2 protein-coding genes are annotated in these 24,168 nt (G+C 73.9%); both read right to left on the reverse strand.

The window, feature by feature from the left end; genetic code table 11:
- Positions 1–5: 5 nt before the first annotated feature.
- Positions 6–14,030 carry an SDR family NAD(P)-dependent oxidoreductase gene (locus tag ACIQK6_RS33555; RefSeq protein ID WP_402696382.1) on the reverse strand — a complete coding sequence of 4,675 codons (14,025 nt, stop codon included), beginning with the start codon at positions 14,028–14,030 and terminating at the stop codon, positions 6–8.
- Positions 14,027–24,166: an SDR family NAD(P)-dependent oxidoreductase gene (locus tag ACIQK6_RS33560; protein WP_402696383.1), complete on the reverse strand. Its 10,140-nt coding sequence runs from the start codon at positions 24,164–24,166 to the stop codon at positions 14,027–14,029. The genes ACIQK6_RS33555 and ACIQK6_RS33560 overlap by 4 nt, the downstream gene beginning before the upstream one ends.
- Between the last annotated feature and the right edge of the window lie 2 nt (positions 24,167–24,168).

The following is a 24,168-nucleotide window of genomic DNA, read 5'->3' on the forward strand; positions in this document are numbered from 1 at the left end:
CTTCCTTACCTGCCCTGCTGCCTGGTGCCGCCCAGGCTCGACGGGTAGAGCGACGCGGGGAAGAGGCTGGCGGGGAACCCGCCCCCTTCCAGCAGCGGCGACAGCATCCCCGCGATCCGCGCGAGGTTTTCGTTGTGGGCGATCGTGTGGTGGTCCGCCCGCATTTCGTGGATGACGATCCGGTCCCCGACGAAGCCGGCGAACCCGTTCGACTTGTCCTTGCTCGTACGGGGCACGGCGGGCAGGTCGTTGTCGTTGCCTTCGGCCAGGAAGCCCTGGGTGGCGTGGAAGAGGGTGGTGGGCACGGGGGTGAACAGAGGCTTGGGCCGGTACTCCTGAAGCAGGTCGCCGTTGCGGAGCATCAGCTCGTGACGGACCAGGATCTGCCCTTTGATCGTCTCCTCGTCGGGCCGGGCCGGAGCGAGGTCGTGGATGTGCCGGGCGACGAGCCGCAGCTGCTCGTCGAGGCCGAGGCCGGTGAGGGCCGAGAGGCGGATCTGCTCGGTCACACCCCAGCGCTGGCACATCGCGTTGCCGAGCATGACCAGGGAGAAGGCCTCGGCCTCGACCGCGGTGACCGTGCCCCAGTCGACGCCGTCCCACGCATCGGTGCCCGGCATGATCGGGTCGATGGCGATCAGGTGCGCGACCTCCTCGCCCGCGTCCTGCAGTTGGCGGGCCATTTCGTACGCGAGGACGCCGCCGAAGGAGCAGCCGCCCAGCAGGTACGGCTCGCCGGGGAAGCGACTGCGGAGCTCCGCGACGTAGTGCGAGGCCATGTCCTCGACCGAGGTGTAGGCCCGGGGTTCGGTCTCGCAGGAGGCCGCGCCGAGCTGCTCCAGACCGATGACGGGCTTGCCCATGCCGAGATGCCGGGACAGGTAGATGGCGTAGCTGACCTCGCCGTAGAGGTTGTGTGCCCAGACGGATCGCCGGCCGTTTCCGTGCCGGTTGATGAACACCATCGGGGAGGAGGGCTGGGCCGTCTCGTCAGCGTCCCGGCCGGTGTTCCGTGCGTCGGCGATCAGCTGCACCGTGTCCGCCGAGGTCAGCAGCCACTCCTCGCTGTCGAGTTCGTGGATGACCGGCGGCGGCGCGATCCACCGGCCGAAGTCCGCCAGTGGGGCGTCGGCTCCGCGCACCGCCCGGATCACGAGGGTTTCCCCCGCACCGGTGACCGGCCGCGGCCGGTACTCGGCCACGGCCCGTGCCAGGGCCGTCCGCCACCGCGCCGCCGTCAGCAACCAGCGCTGCAAGACGGGGGCGGGCATGGGCGCATGCGCCTGGAGCAGCCGGGCGGCGGCCGCGACCCGGGCATCGGTGTCCTGTTCCGCGCGAGCGGGGACGGGCCGGTCGGCTCCCCAGGCCGCGGCGAACTGCGCGGCGACCGCGTCCACACCGGCGGCGGGCGTCTCGGCGGGGTGGTCGCTGCCCGGTTCGGGCGTGCCGAGCAGTAGCAGTTCGGCCACTTCCACGCCGCGCTCCGCGAGGGTGCGTACGGTCTCCGCCGCGACCAGGCCGGCCAGGCCGTGGCCGACGACGCGGCACGGTCCGGCCTCGTGCCGCTCCGCGATGACGGAGGCGCACGCCTGCGCGAGCTCCGTGATCCCGGCGCTCGTCGGTTCGATGCCGTCGGCGAACCCGGGGGCCTCCAGGCCGAGGACGGGGCCGCCCTCGGCGAGGTGGTCGCGCAGGTGGGTGAGCCAGGTCAGCTCGCCGGTGTCGCCGAAGAGGCAGTAGGCGGGCGCGCCGGTGGTCTGGTCCTCCGGGGTGAACGGCAGCAGCCGCGGGGTCGGGGTGAATGCCGGGCGCGGTGGGACCGGCGGGGTGGTGCTGTCCGGTGCGCCGTCCGGGACGGTGTCCGGCAGCACGTAGTTCTCGTCGAGGTGCGCGGTGAGGCGGTTGACGCTCGGGTGCTCCAGGATCGCGGCCATCGGGATGTGGTCCCCGTAACGGGCTTGGATCCGCTGCATGATCCGCATCGCGCCGATCGAGTCGACTCCGTAGGCGGCGAACTCCCTTGTGGGGTCCACCTGTTCCGTGCGGATGCCGATGCCGTCGGCGACGGCCTCGCAGACGTGGTGGCGGAGCTCGCCCGCGGAGCCGCCGGACTGCGTCGGCGCCGTGACGGACGAGGCCGTGGAAACCGACGGCGCGGGTCGGGCGGGCTCGGGGGCGCGGGGCGCGACGGCTGCCGCCGCAGAAGCCCAGGACGGAACCTGCACCACTTCGGCGAGGAGTCCCGGGACGGGGGCTGCGGCAGAGGGCCGCGGCCGGGGGAGTACGGGGGTGGCGGCCGTCACCGGAGAGGCCTGGGCCGGGGCCTTGACCGTCGGTGTCGCGGCGGCGGGACGCGCCGGCCCGGGAAGCCAGTGGCTCTCGGGCGCGAACGGGTAGCCGGGCAGCGAGGTGCGGTGCCTGCGGTTGCCTTCGTGCAGGGCGGCCCAGTCGACGGATGCGCCGTCGGCCCACAGGGCGGCGAGCCGTACCGGGTCGCCGCCGCGGGCGCGGTCCATGGCGTGGGCGAGTTCCTCGTCTCCGTGAGCGACTGCCTCCGGGGCCCCGCCGGTGCGGGCGGTCCGCACGCGCGGGTCACCGTCACCGTTCAGATACGCCGCCAATGCCTGGGAGAGTTCCCCGAGGCTCTCCGCGACCACGGCCACCCGGGCGGGCAGGGCGCGGCGGCCGGCCTGGAGGGTGTACGCGGTGTCCGCCGGGGAAGTCGTGGGCAGACCGCCCTCCCGTTCCAGGCACCGCAGGTGGTCCAGCAGCCGCTGGACCGACGCGCGCAGCCGGTCCTGATCGCGGGCGCTGAGGACGAAAAGCTGCGGTCCCTCCGCCATCCGCGCCGGGGGCGTGGTCACGGGAGGCTCCTCGACGATCACGTGCGCGTTCATCCCGCCGAACCCGAACGAACTGACGCCGGCCCGGCGCGGCTGCGGCTCCCCGGTGGCCCCGCCGGCCGCAGGCCGGTCCCACGGCCGAGCTTGCCCGACCAGGTAGAACGGCGAACCCGACGGCTCGATCAGCGGGTTCACGCGCTCCACATGGAGGGTGGGCGGGAGCATCCGGTGGCGCAGTCCGAGGATCACCTTGATGACGCCGGCGATGCCCGCCGCCGTCTCCAGGTGCCCGATGTTGGTCTTGACCGCGCCCAGCCCGCAGTACTGGACAGGACCGGATTCCGGTGAACCGAAGGCGGTGCACAGGCCCGTGAACTCGATGGGGTCGCCCAGCGCGGTGCCGGTGCCGTGCGCTTCGACGTAGGAGATGTCCTGTGGGCGCACTCCGGCCCGTTCCTGAGCTTTGGCGATCACCGCGGCCTGGGCGGCCGGGTTGGGCGCGGTGAGCGATGCGGAGCGGCCTCCGTGGTTCGTGGCCGTGCCGGTGATCAGGGCGTGGATGTGGTCCCCGTCGGCCTGGGCCCGGCCGAGCGGCTTGAGCAGCACCGCGCCCACGCCCTCGCCCCGGACGTAGCCGTCGGCGCGGTGGTCGAAGGACTTGCAGCGGCCGTCGGCCGCGAGCATGCCGGAGCGGGTGAAGGCCTCGAAGCCGGTCGCGCCGAGGATGACGTTGACGCCGCCGGCGATGGCGAGATCGCACTCGCCGGTCTGGATGGCCCGCACGGCCCGGTGGATCGCCACCAGCGAGCTGGAGCAGGCGGTGTCCACCGGTTCGCTGGGGCCGTGGAGGTCGAGCAGGAACGAGACCCGGTTGGCGAGGACGCTGTGGTCGTTGCCGGTCATCAGCTGGCCGTCGATGTCGGCGCCGCGCTCGCGGGCGAGTTCGCCGTACTCCGACGAGGCCACGCCCACGTAGAGGCCGCAGGAGCTGCCCGCCAGGTCGGCCGGGTCGTAACCCGCCTCCTCGACCGCGGACCACACGGTCTGCAGGAAGAGCCGGTGCTGCGGGTCCATCACACGCGCCTCGCGCGGGGTGATCTGGAAGAAGCCGGCGTCGAACAGGTCCACTCCGTCGAGGAAGCCTCCCCAGTACGGCGCCGTGCCGTCGCTGCCGGGGAATCGCTCGGACGGGGCCCGGGTGATGAGGTCGTGGCCCTGCGCGAGATGGCTCCAGAAGGAGTCCAGGTCGGGGGAGCCGGGGAACATGCCGGCCATGCCCACGACGGCGATCGGCTCGGCCTGGTCCGTGAACGCGGCCGGCCGACCGGGTGCGGCTGACCGCATGGCGGCCGGGACCGGGAGCGGAGGCGAGGCAGGGGCCGGCTCTGTTGAGGGCTCCGGTGAGGTGGGCTCGCCGGAGACCGACGGTGCGGTCTCGGAACGTGCCGTCGTCGCCCGTGCCTCCTCACGGTCCAGTTCTGCGATCAGGGCGGCCACGTCGGCGCACCCGTAGAGGGCGGTGGGACTGACGGGTGTGGCGAGATCCGCCGACAACCGGTCGGCGAGCTGCACCATCGTGACCGAGTCGAATCCGAAGTCGCTGAGATGGTCGCCGAGGTCGATGTCGGCGGGCGCGAGGTGCAGCAGTTCGCAGATCGCCGCGGTCACCACGCTCTCGGTCCGTGCCTGCCGCTCCGGCGCCGGCCGGACCGGGCGGCTGCTGGTGCGCCCGGCTGCGGTGGCCTGGGCGGCCGGGTCCGGCTGGGTCACAGAGGTCTCCTCCTGGTGGTCCGGCGACGCCCCGGACGGGGCGTCGGGTGTGTCGGCCGGCGGCGCGACCGGGAGCCAGTACCGGTCGCGGGCGAAGGGATAGTGGGGCAGCGCGACGATGCGCCGGGCGCCGTCGGCGCGCAGGGTCGCCCAGTCGACGGGCTCCCCCTCGGCCCAGGCCCGGCCCAGGGCGGCCAGCTCCGCTCGGCTGCCGGGTCCCTGGGGAGCCGATCGGGCGGGCAGGTCCGTACGCGGCGTGCCGGCTGCGGTGCCGGTCGCCAACCGGGCGTCGGGGCGGCCGTGGGCGTAGGCGTCGAGCACGTCCGCGGCCTCGGCGAGGCTGTCCACGACGGCCGCCAGCCGGGTGGCGAGCGGTTCGCGGCCGGTCCGGAGGGTGTGGGCGACATCGGCGAGGGCGAGCTCGGCCTCGCGGGTCCGCAGGAAGGCCGCCGTGCGGCGGGCGTGCTCACGAAGCCGGTCGGGTCGCCGCGCGGACAGGACGAGCAGCTGGGGGCCGGTGCCGGCTTCCGTCGACCGGGTGGCCGCAGGTGCTTCCTCCAGGACGACGTGGGCGTTGGCCCCGCCCGCGCCGAACGAGCTGACGGCCGCCCTGCGGCGGGCATTCGCGGGACCGCTCCGCCACGCCGCCGGTTCCCGGACGATCCGGAATCCGTCGGCGGTGGCCGGGCCGTCCTCGCCGATGGTGGGGGCCAGCGTCCCGTGCCGCATCTGTAGCAGCACCTTGGTCAGCTGGGCCACGCCCGAGGCCGCCTCCAGGTGGCCGGTGCCGGGCTTGAGGGAACCGATCACCAGCTCGCGCCGGGTACCGCCCAGATCGTAGGCCCGGCGCAGCGCGGCCAGTTCGACGGTGTCACCGACGGGGGACCCCGTCGCCTGGGCCTCCACGTACTGGATCGAGTCCGCGTCCGCCCCGGCGGACCGGAGGGCTTCCTGAACGAGTGCGACCTGGGCATCGACGCTGGGTACGGCGAGCCCTTCGGTCGGACCGTCCGCGTTGACCGCGGATCCCAGGACACAGGCGTGGATGCGGTCGCCGTCGCGCAGGGCGTCGGAGAGCCGCTTGAGCAGGACGGCACCGACCCCTTCGCCGGTGACCATGCCGTCGGCCGCGGTGTCGAAGGCACGGGCGCGGCCGTCGCGCGACAGCATCTTCGCCGTGGACAGGTCGAGGTGGTGACTCGGGTGCAGGATGACGTTCACCCCGCCGGCGAGCGCCGCCGAGCATTCGCCCCCGCGCAGGCTCTGAACGGCCAGGTGCAGTGCGGTGAGTGCGGACGAGCACGCGGTGTCGACGGCCATGCTCGGCCCGGTGAGGCCGAAGCAGTGCGAGACGCGATTGGCGATCGACCAGGCGGACGAGTTGGCCTGGACGCGGTGTCCGCGTCCCCACTGTTCGGCGGCGAGCAGCTGGTACTGGCTATGCATCACACCGACGAACACGCCGACGCGGGGCCCGTGGCCGCCGTGCGCGGCACGCAGCCGGGACGGCGGCCAGCCGGCGTCCTCCAGAGTCTCCCAGGCGGTTTCCAGGAAGAGGCGCTGCGCGGGATCCATCCGTTCCGCCTCCCGGGGGGAGATCCGGAACAGCAGGGGATCGAACCGGTCCACGCCGTCCAGGAAGGCCCCCCACCGGTGGTAGCTGCGGCCGGGGGCGCTGCCTGACGGATCGTGGTGGTCGGCCAGCGGCCAGCGGTCCGCGGGGACCTCCGTCACGGCACTGGCGCCGGCGAGCAGGTGTGCCCAGAAGGCCTCCAGATCCTCGGCCGCCGGGTACCGGCCGGCCATGCCGACGATCGCGATGGGCTCCACCTCCGGGACCGCCTGGGGCCGGGTGACCGGGTCTTGCGGCCGGGCCGCCTGCTCGCGGCCGGGCAGCAGGAGATCAGCCAGTGCGGGGCCGCTGCGGTCGATGAGCTGCCGGGCCATGCCTTCCACGGAGTCCCCCGTGAAGAGTGCCTCCTGGGGGACGGGGCCGAGATCGCGTTCCAGGCGCTCGGCCGCCTCCATGGTGGTGAGCGAGTCGGTGCCGTACGCGGAGAGCGGCGTCGCCGGATCCAGTTCCGCCGCGGGCAGCCGCAGGAGGTCGGCGTAGAGGGCGGTGAGGTGCTCCACCGTTCGCGTGAACAGCGGCTGGTCACCCGTGGCGCTCTCGCGTACGGCGGTCCGGGCGCCGGTCTTCCCCGGAGTGTCGCCCGGGGTGGCGGCTGCCAGGTCGGCGGGGACGGCGGGGGCCGAGGCGGCGGGGACGGTCGGAGCGGCCTGCACGGTCGTGCGCCAGGTGCCGCGCTCGGCCAGGAACACGTGCTGGCCGGCCTGTTCGTCGGTCCAGCCCGGAACCCCGTGCCTTGTCACCGCGGACATCCCCGCCTCGACCAGCAGGGCCTGCCAGCCGCCCGGGCCGATCAGCGGCGCGTGCGGCAGCCGCAGCTGCGGGTCCTCGGCGAGCCACCAGCCGTCCGTGAGCCCGAAGACCGGGGTGATGCTGTCGAGTACCCGGGTGGCCTCGTTGAGGACCAGGAGTGCTCCGGGATTCATCAGCTCGGCCACGTTGGCCAGGGTCCGGCGGATGTCCGGGGTCGCGTGCAGCACGTTCGTCGCCAGGACGAGGTCGTAGCGCTCGGCCGTACCGAAGCCCTGCGATTCCAGGTCCCCGGCGATGTCCAGGACCCGGCAGTCCACATAGGGGCGGCCCGCGGCGAATCCGTCCCCGGCGGCGCCCACCAGCGTGGGCGAGAGGTCGGTGCAGTGGTATCGGACGGCGTTGCCGAACCCGTCGAGCGCGTCGAGGACTGGCCGGGTCGTGCCTCCCGTGCCGGCGCCGATCTCCAGAATGCTCAGTGGTCGCTGCGCATCCGTGCCACGGGTGTCGAGGAGCGCTGTCACGGCCGTCCGGACGGCCGTGACACACAGGGCGTTGAAGTGACGGGTGCGTGGATCGTCGTGGTAGAGGGCGGCGACACGATGGTCCGATCCGCCGGGGAAGAGGACCTCCAGCCCGCGCCGGGTGCCGCTGAGCACGGCGGGCAGCGCGGCCGCGCAGTCGTCCAGCAGTTCCAGCACGGGGGCCGAGTGCGGGAACCGGCGGGCCAGTTCGGCGCGCAGCCGCGGCAACTCGTTTACCTCGTCGTCGTGCTGCGGGATCTCGTCGTCCACGGCAGCGAGCAGGGCCTCGTACAGCCGCTGCCGGGAGCCCGTCGCGGTGGAGGCCGGAAGCCCCGCCCCGGTCAGCAGCCCGGCCGAGGACAGCACACTACGGACGAGGCGGCGCCCGTAGGCGTCCACGGAGTCCAGGTAGTCCGAGGCGTACGGTTCGGCGCGCTCCGCCTGTTCGGCGCGGACCGCGGCGCGGACCGGATCGAGGACCGACAGCCGGGTCGCCGGTTCGGCCCGGTGGACGATGCCGGTGGCGACCGGGGTGACCTCGGCCAGCGAGCCGTCGGCCTTCAGCGGCGCGATCTGCAGTGCCCGGCCGGCCAGAGATGCGCGGAAAGCCCGGACTCCCTCGGTCGCGGACAGCGGAGCGATGCCCCAGTCCGCCAGGCGCCTGCGGTGTTCCTCGGTCGCGACGACACCCTGCTCTCCCCAGAAGCCCCAGTCGAAGACGGTGACCGGCCAGTGCAGGCGGCCGGCCATGCCCCGTCCGTAGGCGGCGAGGAAAGTCGAACCCGCGGCGTAGTTGGCCTGGCCCGGGTTGCCGGTGTGGGCGATGGCGGAGGAGAACAGTGCGAGGAAGTCGAGGTGTTCGGTGCCGAGCGCCTCGCACAGGGCCACCGTGCCCCGCACCTTGGGGTCGAGGGCCGCCCGGAAGGTGTCCTCGTCCATGCGGGCGAGGGTCCGGTCGGCCAGCCGGAACGCCGTGTGGATCACACCGTCCACCCCGCCGAACCGCTCCCGCATCCGGGCCACGGCGGCCCCGATCTCCCCGGGCTCGGTGATGTCCGCGCGCTGGTACTCCACTTCGGCCCCGGCGCGGCGCAGCCCGTCGAGCAGGTCGTAGGGGAGCTGGTCGGCCGCTCGTCGCCCGACCAGCATGAGCCGGGCCCCGTACGTGCGGGCCAGGTGCTCGCCGATGACCTGTCCGAGTCCGCCGGCCCCGCCGACCAGCAGGTAGCGTCCACCGGCACGCAGCGGCAGGCGGTCGGCGGCCGGCTCGCCGAGCTCGGCCGGTTCCAGCCGCTTGACCAGCCGGACGCCGTCACGCAGGGCGGTCTCGGACATCGGGGTGCCGGCGGGCTCCGCGTCGATCCGGTCCAGGAGCGCGTCCCAGCGGCCGAGTTGGGCGCACCGCGCCAGGTCGTCCCCGGCCAGGTCGATGCAGGTGGTCCGGAGGAAGGAGAGCTCACGGGCGAGCGTGCGGGTCAGGCCGTGGAGGGAGGCGGCGAAGGGATTGGCCACCGGCATGCCCTCGTCGACCTGCTGGGCGTCGCTGGTCAGTACGGTCAGCTGGGTGCCGCGCGGGCGGCGTGCGGCCAGCGCCTGGGCGAGGTGGAAGAGTGCGAGGGCGCCTTGGCGCTGAGAGGCCTCCAGATGGTCGAGATCCGTCGGGGTGTACCTGCGCTGTTCCACCCCGCCGAGGAAGTAGATCCGGCCCGGTGCCGGCTCTGTGGAGAGCAGGTCGCCGAAGGCCGAGGCGGCGTCGACGGCGGTGAGGTCGACGCGGTGCGCACGCTGCGCGTGGCGTGCGGCCAGGGCGTCGCCGAGGCCGTGGTCGTGGCCGGTGGTGAGGATCAGCACCCGGCCGGCGGCGTCGGTGCACTCCTGTTCTGCGGCGAGCGGGCTCAGTCGCCAGACGGGCCGGAAGTAGGGCACCTGCGACGCGCGGCCGGGACGGACGGCGGTGAAGCCGGTGAACTCCGCCAGCGGCCTGCCCTCCACGTCACAGAGGGTCACATCGCACCGGACGGTGCCGCGTTCGGCGTCGGCGGAGGTCAGACGTGCGTGGGCCCAGCGTGCCCGGCCGGTGGGGGCGAGCAGCCGTACGGCGTCCACGCCGGCGGGCAGCGTCGCCGGGCTCTCCCACGCGGGAGCGGCGCCGTGCAGGACGTGCAGGGCGGCATCGGTCACACCGGGCTCCAGCCACCAGCCGGTCCCGGCGCCCTCGGGCTGCTCCGCCAGTTCGGCCAAGGCTTCGCCCTCTCCTCGCCACAGCCGCCGGACCAGCCGGTAGGACGGTCCGTAGGAGAGGCCGCGCTCCGAGGCGTTCGCGTAGAAGGCCTCGCCGGACTCCTCCCGGGCACACCGGCCGACGACGGCCGACAGGTCCGTGGGCGCCGACGCGGCAGGCTGGTCGTCGAGGTGGGCGGTGAGGGTCGCGCGTATGGTCCGGCCGGCGGGCCCGTCGGTGACGAGCCGCGCCGTCACGGTGTCACCGGCCCCGGCGAGCAGCACGGTCGCCTCCGCGTCGGCCATGTCCAACGGGGAGCGCCACCGTACGTCGGTGAGCCGGGTGACGTGCCGGCCCGTCAGAGTGTGGGCCGCGGCCCGTACCAGTTCCAGCTGAGCGACTCCCGCGAGGACCAGGCGCCCATCGACGAGGTGGTCGGCCACCACGGCGTGCGCGGGGCTCAGCCGTACCGGGAAGGCCGTACCGTCGGAGGTTTCGGTACGCGGCCCCAGGGCGGCCTGCGGCCACTCGCCGCCGTCCGGAAGGGGGGCGGGCGCGGCCGTGGTGGCGGGCCAGTGGGAGGGTCCCGCGAAGGGGTAGCCGGGCAGGGACACGATGAAGGGGCGGCGGTCCGCGGGGTGGGCGGCGTCCCAGTCGATCTCCGCGCCCGTCACCCACCGTGCGGCCTGCTCGCTGAGGCTGCCCGCGCCCGTCGGCGCAGCCGGTGCGGCGGGGTGCTCCGGGCGCGGGGTTCCGGGTTCGGAGCGGCCGGTGAGCACGCCAGGGGCGTTCCCGTGTGCGGCGAAGCGCGTCAGCCGGTCCCTGAGGTCATCCAGGCTCCGGACGACCGTCGCGAGCCGGTGCTCCAGAGCGTCGCGCCCCACCCGAAGGGTGTACGCCATGTCTTCGAGTGCGGCGCCGCGGTGCGTGGAGAGGCGGCCGGCCATGGCGGCCAGCTGTTCCGGGGTGCGTGCGGACAGCAGGATCAGGTGGTCCCCTCCGGAATCCGTGCGCTGGGTCTGCGGCCGGGGGGTGAACTCCTCTACGACGGCGTGCGCGTTGGCGCCGCCCGCCCCGAAGGAGCTGAGCGCCGCCCGGAGGGGCAGCCCCTGCCGCGCCGGGTGCCAGGGCTCGGCGGTCCGCTGCAGCCGGAAGGGGGACCCTGCGAAGTCGATCCTGGGGTTGGCGGGTTCGCTGTGCAGGGTGGGGGCGAGCGTGCGGTGCCGCAGCTGGAGTACGACCTTGGTCAGGCCCGCGATCCCGGCGGCCGCCTCCGCGTGGCCGATGTTGGTCTTCACCGAGCCCAGCGCGCAGAACTGGCGGTCCGTGGTCCGCTCGCCGAACGCGCGGGAGAGCCCTTCGATCTCGATGGGGTCGCCGAGTTCGGTACCGGTGCCGTGCGCCTCGACGTAGCCGATGGTGCGCGGGTCGACGCCGGCGCGCCGCAGGGCGGTCCGGATGACGGCGGCGTGCCCCTTCGGGGAGGGCACGGTGTAACCATTGGTCTTGCCGCCGTGGCTGATCGCGGTGGACCGGAGGACGGCGTGCACCTGGTCGCCGTCGGCGAGTGCGGCGGAGAGCGGTTTGAGGACGACCGCGCCGACGCCTTCACCCGGTACGAAGCCGTTGCTCCCCTCGCCGAAGGCCCGGCAGACGCCGTCCGGGGAGATCATCCGCTGCTCGGAGAGCATGGCGTACTTCATCGGGTGCAGGTTGAGGTATGCGCCGCCGGCCACCGCCATGCGGCACTCGCCGTGCCGCAGGCTCTCGCAGGCCAGGTGGAGAGCGGTCAGTGAGGCGGAGCAGGCGGTGTCGACGACGAGGCTGGGCCCGTGGACGTCGAGGACGTACGACAGCCGGTTCGCCAGGGAGAATCCCATCGAGTAGGCGGACACCGGATTGCCCTTGCCCCACTCCTCGGCGGCGACGAGCTCGTACGCCAAGCCGGTCGTCCCGACGAAGACGCCGACGGAGTGCCGGCCGTCTTCGGTGCGGGTGAGCCGGTGCAGCCGGGAACGCGAGTACCCGGCGTCCTCGACGGCCGACCAGGCCACCTCCAGGAACAGTCGCTCGGCCGGGTCCATCCGCTCCGCCTCGCGGGGCGCGATGCCGAAGTGCAGCGAATCGAAGCGGCTGACACCGGAGAGGAAGCCTCCCCAGCGGCCGTAGCTGGAGCCGGGGCGGCGGTCCCCCGCGTCGAACCAGCGGTCCTTGTCCCAGCGGTCGGCGGGGATCTCACCGGTGCAGTCGCGGCCCTCGGAGAGGGCCCGCCACAGCTCGTCGAGGTCGGCGGCCCCCGGGTAGCGGCCCGCGATCCCGACGATCGCGATGGGATCGTCCGCCGGGACTGACGGCGTCGCATCGGAGCTCGGCGGCGCCTGAGGTGCAGGTGACCGCAGACCGAGTGGCTGCGCCGCCTTCCGCTCCGGCGTCGGGGCGGCGAGGTCCCGCAGCGCTTCAGGGTGGTGGTCAGCGAGGTGGCGGGCGAGATCCGCAACCGTCCGGTGCTCGAAGAACAGGGTCACCGGCATGGGCCCGAACCGGTCCTCCAGGGCGACCGAGAGCCTCTTGACCATGACCGAGTCGATGCCGAGGGTGGAGAACTCCTGGTCCGCCCGGAGCACTCCGGCCGGTATCCGGGTCAGTTTCCCGACCAGGTCGATCAGGAAGGCCTGGGCCGCCTCGGTGATCGCCGGTGCTGTCGTGGTTGCGGCCGGATCCTGGGTGGCGTCCGGGCCGTGGGGGACCGGGTCGCCCGGGGCACCGGGGCGCCGTGCCGCGTCCTGGCCGATGCGCTGCGCGGCGAAGGAGCGGATGGCGGCCGGCCGGCCGTGTACGACGAGGAGCTCGGGCAGGCCGGAGCGCAGCGCGGCCACCAGGGCGGCGAGGCCGGTTCCGGCCGGCATCGCCGTCATGCCCTGCAACTTCTCCGCGGCCAGGCGGTCGTTCTCGCTGAGTGTCATGCCTCCGCCCGCCCAGAGCGGCCAGCCGACCGAGACCGTGGCGCCGGACCGCTCGCCGGACCGCACCCGGGCGGCCCGGTGTGCGGCGAAGCCGCCGAGGGCACGGCCGGCCGCGGCGTAGTCGCCCTGTCCGGGGTGGCCCAGATGGGCGGACATGGAGGAGAACAGCGCGAACAGCCGGAGCGGCTCGTTCCGGGTCGCCTCGTCCAGATTGCGGGCACCCACGAGCTTCGGGTCGAGCACCCTGCGGTGGGCCCGGGCCGGCTTGTTGACGATGTACGCGTCCTCGTTGACCCCCGCCAGGTGCAGCGCCCCGGTGACCGGTCCGTACTCGGCGCGGGCCAGTGCCACCGCCGAGGTCACGTCCTCGGCGCGCGTCACATCACCGCGAACGTACTGGACCCGGCCACCCAGGTTCTCGATACGGGCGAAGGCGGCCCGGCGGGCGGCATCCGGCTCGGAGCGTCCCATCAGGACAAGGCGCGCCCCGGTCCGCTCGGCGAGCAGCTCGCCGATCCGCAGGCCGATGCCGCCGGCTCCGCCGGTCAGCACGTACACGCCCTGGTGGGGCAGTCCCTCGGTTCCGGTGGCGAGCGGAAGACCGACCTCCGCGAGGGTGCGAGTCCAGCGGCTCGCACCGTCGTAGCGCACCTGGGCCGAGGCCGGTGGCGTCTGCGCGAGTTCTGTGAGCGTGAGGCCCACCGGATCGGCCTCCGCGGCTCCCACGGTCAGACCGACCAGGTGCAGTCTGCGGTCCTCGCGGGCGGCGACGGCGCAGAACCCGCCGAGGGCGTCCGCGGACTGCCCCCGGTGGGGTCCGACGGCCAGGCAGGCCACCGCGGGCCGGTTGTCCTGACGCCTGAGGATCAGTGTGCGGACCAGCGGGTAGACGGCGTCCAGGCAGCGTTCTGGGGCCGCGGCCGTGACGACCACGATGCGCTGCGGCATCAGGTCCCGTGCCGCCAGTTCCTCCCACAGCCGCGCCCATCCGGCGTCCTCGTCGACGCCGATGCGGTACTGCCGCTCGCTGTCCTGCGTCCATGCGCTGCCGGGGACGGCACGTACGGTGATCGCGTCGATCGGCAGGGGGACGGAGAGGGCCGCGTCCGCCGTGGTGTCGAGAACGACCAGGGCCGGCAGCGCTGCTCCGGTCGTGCGGGGGATCGGGCCGCCGGTCCGCTCCCAGACCGGTTGGAACCACACCGTCTCCCCGCTTTCGGGCACGGGCCCCGGGGAGGCCCCGCCGAGCCGGGCGGTCGCATCGGCGACCGAGAGCTCACCGCGCCGCACCTGCTCCAGGATCTGCCGCCTGGACACGTTCGGGTTCACAACGCACCTTCCATCAACTGTTCGACCTGATCGACTGTCATGCGGCCTTCGGTGAGCGCCCGCAGGAGCTCCGGCAAGACCTCGGTTCCGGATGTGGTCCCGGACGCGGGCTGGGACACGGTGTCCGCCCAGTACCGCTGCGGGGTGAAGGGGTAGCCCGGTAGCGGTACCCGGCGGGGCTGCCGGCCCTCCCGCCGCGGACGCCAGTGCGGTCCGCCGACGACCCACTCCCGGGCGGCGGCGTACGGATCGGCGGCCGGTTCGGCGGTCCGCCGGGCCTGGCCCGGCCCGGCCGTGCCGAAGACGATCCGGGGATCCGCCACCCCGTTCAGGTAGCGGTGCAGCAGCCCCGGCAGTTCGCCGGCGCCGGTGACCACCACGGCCAGGCGGTGGTCCATCTCGTCCCGCCCGACGCGCAGGGTGTGGGCCAGATCCGCCAGCGGGATCTCCGGGGCGCCCTCCGCCTCCCGCGTGCCGAGGAAAGCATGGAGTCGCTCGGCCTGCGCCCGCAGGCCCTCCGGTGCCCGGGCCGACAGGACGACCACGTCGGGCCCGCCGGGGGCGGCGGCGCCGACGGGATCCTGCGGGTAATCCTCCAGCAGCACATGGGCGTTGGTGCCTCCCAGGCCGAAGGCGCTCACGCCGGCTCGGCGCGGGGAACCCGAGGCGGGCCACGGGGTGAGCCGGTCCACGACGCGGAACGGACTGTCCTCGATCTCCAGCAAGGGGTTGGGCTCGCTGAAGTGGAGCGTCGGCGGGAGCATTTCGTGGCGCAGCGCCAGAACGGTCTTCACCACGCCGGTCAGTCCGGCGGCGGCTTCGGTGTGGCCCACATTGGATTTGACGGTGCCGATGGCGCACCAGGGGGTGGTGGGCTCGTTCTCGGGCCGCCCGGTCAGAGCCGCGAAGGCCTTGCGCAGGCCCCGCAGTTCGATCGGGTCGCCGACCTCGGTGCCCGTGCCGTGCGCCTCGACGTAGCCGACGGTACGCGGATCCACCCCGGCCTCCCGGTGGACGGAGGCGATCAGCTCGGCCTGCGCGCCGGGGTTGGGCATCATCAGCGAGTCCATGTGCCCGCCGCCACCGTGCGAGACACCGCTGCCGCGGACCAGCGCGTACACCGTGTCCCCGTCGGCCAGCGCCCGCGACAGGGGCTTGAGGAGCACGGCGACGGCCCCCTCGCCGCGAACCATGCCGTTGGCCCGCCGGTCGAAGGCCGCGCAGCGGCCGTCCGGCGACATGATGCCGAGCTGGCCGAGCGCCACGAACAGGTCCGGAGTCAGGAAGAGGTGCACTCCGCCGACCAGGGCCGACTCGCACTCGCCGGACCGGACGGCCCGGACCGCGCGGTGCAGTGCGGTCAGCGAGCTCGAACAGGCGGTGTCGACTGCTTCGCTCGGGCCGCGCAGGTCGAGCTGGTACGAGATCCGGTTGGCGATCAGGCAGTGGCCGTTGCCGCTGACGACGTGACCCTCGCGGTGGCGTCCGGCGCGCAGCAACTGCCAGTCGTAGTCGTGCGAGGTCGCACCGATGAACACCCCGGTGCGGCTGCCGCGCAGTTCGGAGGGCCGGTGGCCGGAGTCCTCGACCGCCTTCCACGCCGTCTCCAGCATGATCCGCTGCTGCGGATCCATCAGTTCGGCTTCCAGCGGTGTCATGCCGAAGAAGCCGGCGTCGAACCGGTCCACCCCGTCGATGAAGGAGCCCCAGCGGCTGTTGACCTTCCCGAGGGTGCGGTGCGGGTCTCCGAAGACCTTGCGCCAGTCGAACCGGTCCTGGGGGATCTCCGTGACGAGGTGGACACCGTCGCGCAGGTTCCGCCACCAGGCGTCCAGGTCGGGGGACTTGGCGAAGCGGCCCGCCATGCCGACGATGGCGACCGGGTCGTCCACAGGCGCGGTGGGTGAGGCTGAGGCCGGTGCGTTGCCGTGCTCGGGCTCCGGTTCGGGAGCCGCTGCCGGCGTCGCCGGCGGCGTCGGCGTCGGTTCCTGGGCGGGCACAGGGGCGTTCGCGGCCAGGTAGTCGGCCAGCGAGGCGATCGTCGGGTGCTCGTAGAGCAGCACCTTGGGGAGCTTGCCGAATACCGGCTCGAGACTGCGGACGAGCTGGATGGCGCTGAGCGAGTCCATGCCGAACCGGTCGAAGGGCGCCTCCGCGTCCACGCCCTCCGTGTCGATGCCGAAGAACCGGGCGAAGAGCGGGCGCAGCCGCTCCCGGATTTCCGCGGCGGCGTCAGCCATGGCCGTCGTCTTGCCCGGAGCCGTCGGGACGGGCCCGGCGGCCGGCCCGGTCGGCATGAGCCGGGGCACGGGCGTTGTCACGTCCGGTACCTGGTCAGCGCGACCAGCCTCTGGCGCCGCGTTCTCCGGCGTCTGGCTGAGCAGCACGGCATTGTCGAACTCGTGCTCCTGAAGGTCCGGTGAGCCGAACGCCCACGTCCGCGCGAAGCCTTGTGAGTCGAGGGCCTTGCGCCACCCGGCCACGTCCAGGAACGGCGAGTGCGGCAGGCGTGCCTCGGGGTCGGTGGCGGCCCAGTAGCCCGGCAGCGGTCCGATCATCGCGGTCATGCAGTCGTGGTTGCGGACCAGCTCCTCCAGGACCAGCACACCACCGGGAGCGAGCAGGCGCCGGATGCGGGCCAGGCTGTCGGCCATGGTGCGGGTCGCGTGCACCGAGTTGGCGGCGACGACGATGTCCGCGCTCGCCGCGGCGAAGCCCTGCGCCTCAGGATCGGTGTCCAGGTCCAGTACCTTGCACACGAAGCGCACGGGAGTGGCCGAGAAGCGCTCGCGGGCGGCCGGAAGGAAGGCCGGGGAGACGTCGGTGAAGGTGTAGGTCACCGCCTCGCCCTGGTCGGCCAGTGCGTCGAGCAGCCGGCGCGTGGTGCCGCCGGTGCCGCCGCCGATCTCCAGCAGTCGGACCGGTCGGCCGGGCTCGCGTTCGCGGAGCGCGCGGACCTGGCCGGCCACGAGGCGGGCCACGATCTCGTTGTGGTGGTCGGCCACCACGTTGCCGTCGTAGATCCGCAGCAGCAGGTCGGGGTGCTCGCCGGAGAAGAACACCTCCAGCGGGTCCACCTCGCCGGCGAGGACTTCCGGGAGCCTCGGCACGCACACGTTCACCAGGTCGAGCCAGGGCCCCAGCTCCGGGTGGTCGGCGGCCAGTGCCGCCACCTCCCGGGAGAGCCATTCCTGTTCCGCCGCGGCGGAAGCGGCGGGCCGGCCGCCGGCCCTGGCCGTCATCGGGGCGAGGGCGTCGGCGAGGCGGCCGTAGCGCGGCTCGTCCGCGAGCCGGGCCCGCAGCCGCTCGGCGGTGGGGAGCACGGCATCCGGCCCCGCCGCGAGCAGGTGGCGACACCAGCGGCGCAGCAGCTCGTCGAGGCGGTCCATGCCCTGCCCGGCGCGGCGCCCGGCAAATCCGCTGCCGGCCACGAACAGGCGTACCTCCTCGGCGACCCGCTCCGTTCCGGTACGGGTCGGCGGCGCCTCGACCGGTGCCGAGGCCGGGGCAGCCGCAGGGTCGGCGGCGGCCCGGTCTTCGAACCAGTACCGCTCGCCACCGAACGGGTAGACCGGCAGCGGCAGCCTGGGCAGCCGCTCGTCCGCCACGGGCAGCGGCACCTGCTCGCCGGCCACCCAGCGGCGGGCGGTCTCGGCCGATAGGCGTCCCTCCGCTCCGAGGAGCGTCCCGGAGAGCGGGCCGCCCGCCCGGACGCCGTCGAGGCGGTCGAGGAGCTCGGGCAGCGATTCCGCGAACACGGCCAGGCGACTGGGCATGGCCTCGCGTCCGAGGCACAGCGTCGCCGACACCTGGTCGAGCCGGATCTCGGGACGCTCCGCCAGGAAGTCCCGGTGGAGGTCGACCAGTTCGCGCAGCCGGTCCTCGTTCCTGGCGGAGAAGGGGAACAGCAGTGGACCGCCCACCGGCGGTCCGGGCTCGGTCGGCGTGGGAGCCTCCTCCAGGACGGCGTGCGCGTACGCCCCGCCGAACCCGAAGGAGCTGACCCCCGCCCGGCGGGGTGCACCGGGAGAGGCCGGCCACGGGACGGAACGCTCGTTGACGTACAGGGGGCCGCCGTCGAACGCGCAGTGGGGGTTGGGGGTGGCGTGGTCCGGCATGGCGGGGATGACGCCGTTGCGCATCGACAGCACGGTCTTGATCACGCCGACCAGCCCGGCCGCGCCCTCCGTGTGCCCCAGATGGGCCTTGGCCGAGCCGACGGCGCAGAAGCCGGTCCGGTCCGTGTGCTCCCGGAAGGCCGCGACTGCGGACTCCACCTCGATGGGGTCGCCGAGTGGCGTGCCGGTTCCGTGAGCCTCCAGATAGCCGATGCTCTCCGGGTCGATGTCCGCCTGCGCCCAGGCCCGCAGCAGCAGTTCGGTCTGCCGGGCCGGATGGGGGGCGGTGAGCGATCCCGCCCGGCCGCCGTGGCCGACGGCGACCGACCTGATCACCGCCTGCACCGGATCGCCGTCGGCGAGCGCCCGGGAGAGCGGCTTGAGCAGGACGGCGGCCACCGCCTCGCCCGGCACGTACCCGTCCGCCCGCGCGTCGAAGGTGTGGCAGCGGCCGGACGAGGAGAGCGCACCGAGCGCGGAACTGCGCAGGTAGTGCTGGGGGCTCAGGATCAGATTGGCGCCGGCGGCGAAGGCCATCGGGCAGTCACCGCGACGCAGCGCCTCCACGGCGAGGTGGAGGGCGTACAGAGAGGAGGAGCACGCCGTGTCGACGACCATGCTGGGCCCGGTCAGGTCGTAGACGTACGAGGGCCGGTTCGCCGCCATGGCCACCGAGGTGCCGGTCACGTCGTGCGCGCCCATCTCCCGGCGGCGGGCGGTCATCTCGTCCTCGTAGTCGCTGAAGCACTGGCCGATGAAGGTGCCGGTCGCCGAGCCGCGTAGCCGGCCCGCGATCCCGGCGTCCTCCGCGGCCTCGTAGAGGACTTCCAGCAGCAGCCGTGCCTGGGGGTCCATGCCTTCGGCCTCCGCGCGCGGCAGCCCGAAGAAGGGGGCGTCGAAGCGGGCCACGTCGTCGAGGAAGCCTCCGTGGCCGCAGTCGGTGCCGCCGGGCCGTACCCCGGCCGGGTCGTGGTGCTCCGCGTGGTCCCAGCGGTCGGTGGGGACGGCGGACACCAGGTCGCGGCCGGCGGCGAGGTCGGCCCAGAGACCGGCGGGGCCGCGCGAGCCGGCGGAGCCGGGGAAGCGTCCCGCCATGCCGATGATCGCGATCGGCTCGTCGGCCTCGCGGCGGCGGACCGCGGGGGCGGCCGGAGCCGTGGGACGGGTGGAAACTGCCGTGGTGGCCCCGCCCTCGGCGGCGAACGCCGCGGTCACGGCCTCCCGGTGCTCACCCGCGAGGTACGCGGCCAGGCTCCCGATGTCGGAGTGCCGGAAGACGAGGGTGGCCGGAAAATCGACCGTGAACCGGTCGGTCAGCCGTCGCACCAGCTCCACCATCTGTACGGAGGTCAGGCCGAGCTCCATGAACCCGGCGCCGTCCACCACGTGGTCCACATCGAGCAGTTCACGGACCTGCCCGGCCAGCCAGATACTGGTGCGCTCCAGCAGACCCACCCGGTCGGCGCCCGAACGGTCACCGCCGGCCGGGCCAGGCCCGGGAGCAAGGTCCAGGCGGCTCTCCAGCCGGTTGCGGTCGCCCCGGAGGACGACGACCTGGTGCTCGCCGGAACCCAGTGCGGTCTCCAGCGCGGCCAGGGCATCCGCTGTCTCCAGCGGCACGGCTCCGAGCCGGCCGAGCACCAGGTCCTCGGCGGCGGGGTCGATCCGCATCCCTCCGTCGCGCCAGAGCGGCCAGTTGACCGACAGGGTGCGCCCGTGCCGTTCACCGGCCCGCCGCTTCTCCTCCCGCCATGCGGCGAAGGAGTCGAGGTGGCGGTTGGCGGCGGAGTAGTCGGTGGCGCCGGGGTTTCCCAGTACCGACGCGACGGACGAGTACAGCAGCAGGTAGTCGAGCTCTTGCGAGCGCGTCGCCAGGTCGAGGCTGACCGCTCCGCGGATCTTGGGCGCGAGGACGCGCTCGGCCGCCTCGCGTCCCTTGTCCACCAGCAGGGCGTCGTCGACCACCCCCGCGCAGTGGACCACCGCGGTGAGCGGGCCGAATCGGGCGGTCGCCTCGGCCACCGCTCGCGCGGTGGCGTCCCGGTCGGTGACGTCGGCGCGGAGGTAGAGCGCCCGGCTGCCGAGCTCCTCCAGTACGGCCACGGCCGCGTCGGTCTCGGGGCCCGGCGCCGAACGGCCGAGCAGTACGACGGCCCCGGCGCCCCGGGAGGCGAACAGCCGCGCCGTGTGCAGGCCGAGACCGCCCGCTCCGCCGCTGATCAAGTACGTACCACCGGGCCGGACGAGCGGCACGGCGTCCTCCGCGGCGGCGGTGCGGAGCGGCTGGAAGGCGAGCACGGACCGGACCTCGCCCGCGTATCGGACCTCCGGGGCCAGGCGGTCGCCGGCGGAGCCCGCCGCCGCTGCCTCGGCCAGGAGCGCCGTCACAGGGGGCCGGGCCACGGCGAACCGCACGGCTGACAGGGCCAGTTTGGGCTGTTCCTGCCGGACACTGCGGGCGAGCCCGCCGACGGCGGCGTGCTGCGGCCGTTCGGCCCGGCCCGTGTAGGCGTACACGATCGGCAGCGTCGCGCGGCGGCCCACGGCCCAGGCCCGGCAGAGCAGGAAGGCGGAGAGCAGGCCGCCGGTGTCGGCCGGATCGGTCTCCTCGGCCGTGTGGAGGCCCCACAGGTGCAGGACGGCGTCGGGTTCCGCGCCGTCCTCGCGCAGGGCGGCAGCCAGCGTGGCGTAGTGCCCGCCCTCGCTCGGGGAGACCTCGTACAGGTCGGGCGTTACGCGGGCGCAGGAGACCCCGGGGCGCACCTGGATCACCCGTCGGCAGTGGGACCGCAGTTCGGCGATCCGCCGGTCGTCGGTGTCGAAGGCGACCACGACGCCCGTGCCGAAGGGCGAGCCGCCCGTGTCCGCCGCCGGGCGGGCCTCCCACCGGGGCGTGTAGAGGAGTGTCTCGGCGCTGCCAGGGGCCGAAGGGTGCTGTGTCGCGACCGCTGTGGGCCCCGGCCCGCCGAGCCAGTACCGCTCGCGCGCGAACGGGTAGGTGGGCAGGGCCACTCGGCGTCCCGTAGCGGTGTCCGGCCAGAGCGGCAGCGCGCCCGTGACCCATCGCTCGGCCAGGGCCTCCTCCGACAGTGCGGGCGTCTCGCCCGCGGCCTGGCCGGAGGCAGCGCCGGGACGTACTCGCCCCTGGTGCCACGCTGTCCGGGGCTTTCCCTTCGCCGTGAACTCGGCCAGGGCATCGGCGAGTCCGGCCGTGTCGGAGACCACCAGGGCAAGGCGGTGCTCCATGGCCCGCCGCCCGGTCCGCAGGGTGTGCGCAACATCGGCGAGGCCGATCTCAGGATGTGTCCGCAGATGGCGGGAGAGCCGCCCGGCCTGTGCCCGCAGTTGTTCTTCCGTGAGGGCCGAGAGCGGCACGGCGTACGGACGCCCGGTCGGCGCGGCGTCGACGTCCGGCTGGCGGTACTCCTCGACGATCAGGTGGACGTTGGCGCCCCCGGCTCCGAACGCGCTGAGCGCGGCCCGGCGTGGTACGGCCTCGCCGGTGACGGGGTCGACCGCCCCCTCCCAGCGCTCGGTGGCCTCGGGCAGCCGGAAGGGGGTGTTCTCCCAACGGATGTCGGGGTTAGCGGCGCCCGTGTCGCGGGCCGCCGGAACGGTGCGGTGGCGCAGGCACAGCAGGAGCTTGGTCAGCCCGGCGACGCCCGCGGCGGCCTCCAGGTGCCCGATACTGCGCTTGACCGACCCGATGGTGCAGAACCCGCGCTCGGCGGTGTCCCGCCCGTAGACCGCGGCCAGGGCCTCGATCTCGATCTGGTCGCCGAGCGTGGTGCCACTGGCGTGCGCCTCGATGTGGGTGATCGTCCGGGCCGGCACGCCGGCGTCGGCGAGGGCCGCGGTGACCACGCGCATCTGGGCCTCGGGGCTGGGCACCGAGAAGCCGCCGGTGCGTCCGCTGTGCCGTAGCGCGGACCCGCGGATCAGGCCGTACACGTGGTCGCCGGAGGCGAGGGCGTCCGCGAGCGGGCGGATCACGACCGCGCCCACGCCTTCGCCGGGCACGTACCCGTCGGCGTCCTCGCCGAACGGCCGGCACCGGCCGTCGGAGGAGAGCAGTCCGAGCTCCGCCAGCCGCAGGTACTTGTACGGGTGGAGCGAGAGGTTCACACCCCCGACGACCGCCGCCCGGCATTCACCGCGACGGATGCTCTCCGCAGCCAGGTGCAGCGCGGTGAGCGCGGCCGAGCAGGCCGTGTCCACGGTCAGGCTGGGGCCCTGGAAGTCGAAGGCGTACGACACGCGGTTGGCCAGCGCGGAGGACCAGGAGCCGGCGATCTCTGGGGTCCCTTCCCGCAGTCGGTCGAGTCCATTGAGCTGGTAGTCGTTCCACATCACGCCGGCGAACACGCCGACGGCGCCGGCGGTCTGGCCCGTCAGGCCTTCCGGCGAGTGGCCCGCGTCCTCCAGCGCCTCCCACGCCGTCTGCAGGAAGAGCCGCTCGTGCGGGTCCATCAGCTCCGCCTGGCGGGCGGACAGGTGGAAGAACGGGGCGTCGAACTCCGCAACGCCTTCGCAGAAGGCCCCCCACTTGCCGTAGCTGCGGCCCGGTGTGCCCTTGCGGGAGTCCCAGTACGCGCGGTGGTCCCAGCGGTCGGCGGGTATCTCGGTGACGCAGTCACGCTCCTGTACCAGTACGTCCCACAGCTCGTCCGGGGTCCGTGCCCCCGGGTAGCGGCCCGCGAGGCCCACGATGGCGAGCGGGTCGGCCGTGTCGGAGGATGCCGGAGAGGGCGCGGCGGGATACGGCTGCGGCTCCTCGCGCGGCTCGGAGGTGTCGTCGCATACGGGCCCGTGGCCCTCGGCTCCCAGATGGTCGGCGAGCTTCCGTACGGTGGGGTACTCGAACATCAGCGTCGGGTAGAGCTCGGTGCCGAGCCGCTCCTCCAGGGACCGGGCGATACCCAGCAGGTCCACCGAGGCCAGGCCCAGATCGTAGAAGCCGCGGTCGGGGTCGACGTCATTCGGGGCACAGCCCAGCCGCTCCGCCACCAGCGCGGTCACAGCCGAGTGGAGGCCGGTACCGGACCGGGCGCCGGGCCTCGACGGGACCGGTTCCGGCGCAACGGGGGCGGCGGGTCCCGTAGTGGTCGGCGCGAGCAGACCGGTGATCAGGTCTGCCGACCGGATCCGCTTCGCGCGGAAGCCGGTGAGGCGCGCGGTGACCGTGCCGTCCGGCGAGCAGATCTCCAGGTCCGCGTCGAACAGGTCGGCGTCCAGCCGCCCGCCGACCGGTCCGGGCACATGAACGAGGTTGTCCGCGCCGACCGGGCCGGGTGCGTGGAAGGAGTCGATGGAGATCGGGATGAAGGCGTGGTCGGCGGCGCTGCGCTGGCCGGTGTCGAAGAGCACCATCGGCACCAGCGTGGCGAAGTCCAGTACGGCGGGGTGCGCGTGGAAGTGGTCGACGTACGGCTCGGCTTCCGGTGCCAGCCGCATCCGGGCGAGTGCGTGGTCCTCCCCGACCGTCACGCTGCCCGACGCCTTCATGAAGCCGCGGTGGTGGATGTCCAGCTGCCGGACGAAGCCGTACAGCTCCTCCACAGCGACCGTGCGGTCCTGGGGCCGGCCGGCCAGTCGCTCGGTGGGGACGCTCCGGACCACGGGGTCGGTCACGGTGTGGAGGTACGCGCGGCAGTTGGTCTGCCACTCGCTCTCCGGAGCGTCGGCGGGACGGCTGCGCACGGTGACGGGCAGTCCGGTTCCCCCGATCCCCCCGGTCTCCTCACCGATCACCACTTCCACGCGCCGTCCGGCCTCGGTTCCGGTGATGGGAGCGAGGAAGACGATCCGGCGCAGCTCCACGTCTGCCGGGTCGATTCCGGCGCGCCGGACCAGCCGGAGGACGAGATCGAGCAGGAAGACTCCGGGCAGTACGGGCACGGAGTGCACGAGGTGGTCCCGCACGGCCTCGTCCCGGGCCGTGACGGTGGTCGCGGCCCGGCGGCCGGCGAGCAGCCCCAGAGCAGCATCGGAACGCTGCGAACGTCGGTTCTCCGCCATGG

It is taken from the genome of Streptomyces sp. NPDC091682 (assembly GCF_044756625.1).
In the GTDB taxonomy this organism is placed as follows: Bacteria; Actinomycetota; Actinomycetes; order Streptomycetales; family Streptomycetaceae; genus Streptomyces.

Bases quoted from the DNA above. Each gene is read 5' to 3' on its own strand.
- ACIQK6_RS33560 (WP_402696383.1), bottom strand. From the start codon at position 24,166: ATGGCGGAGAACCGACGTTCGCAGCGTTCCGATGCTGCTCTGGGGCTG.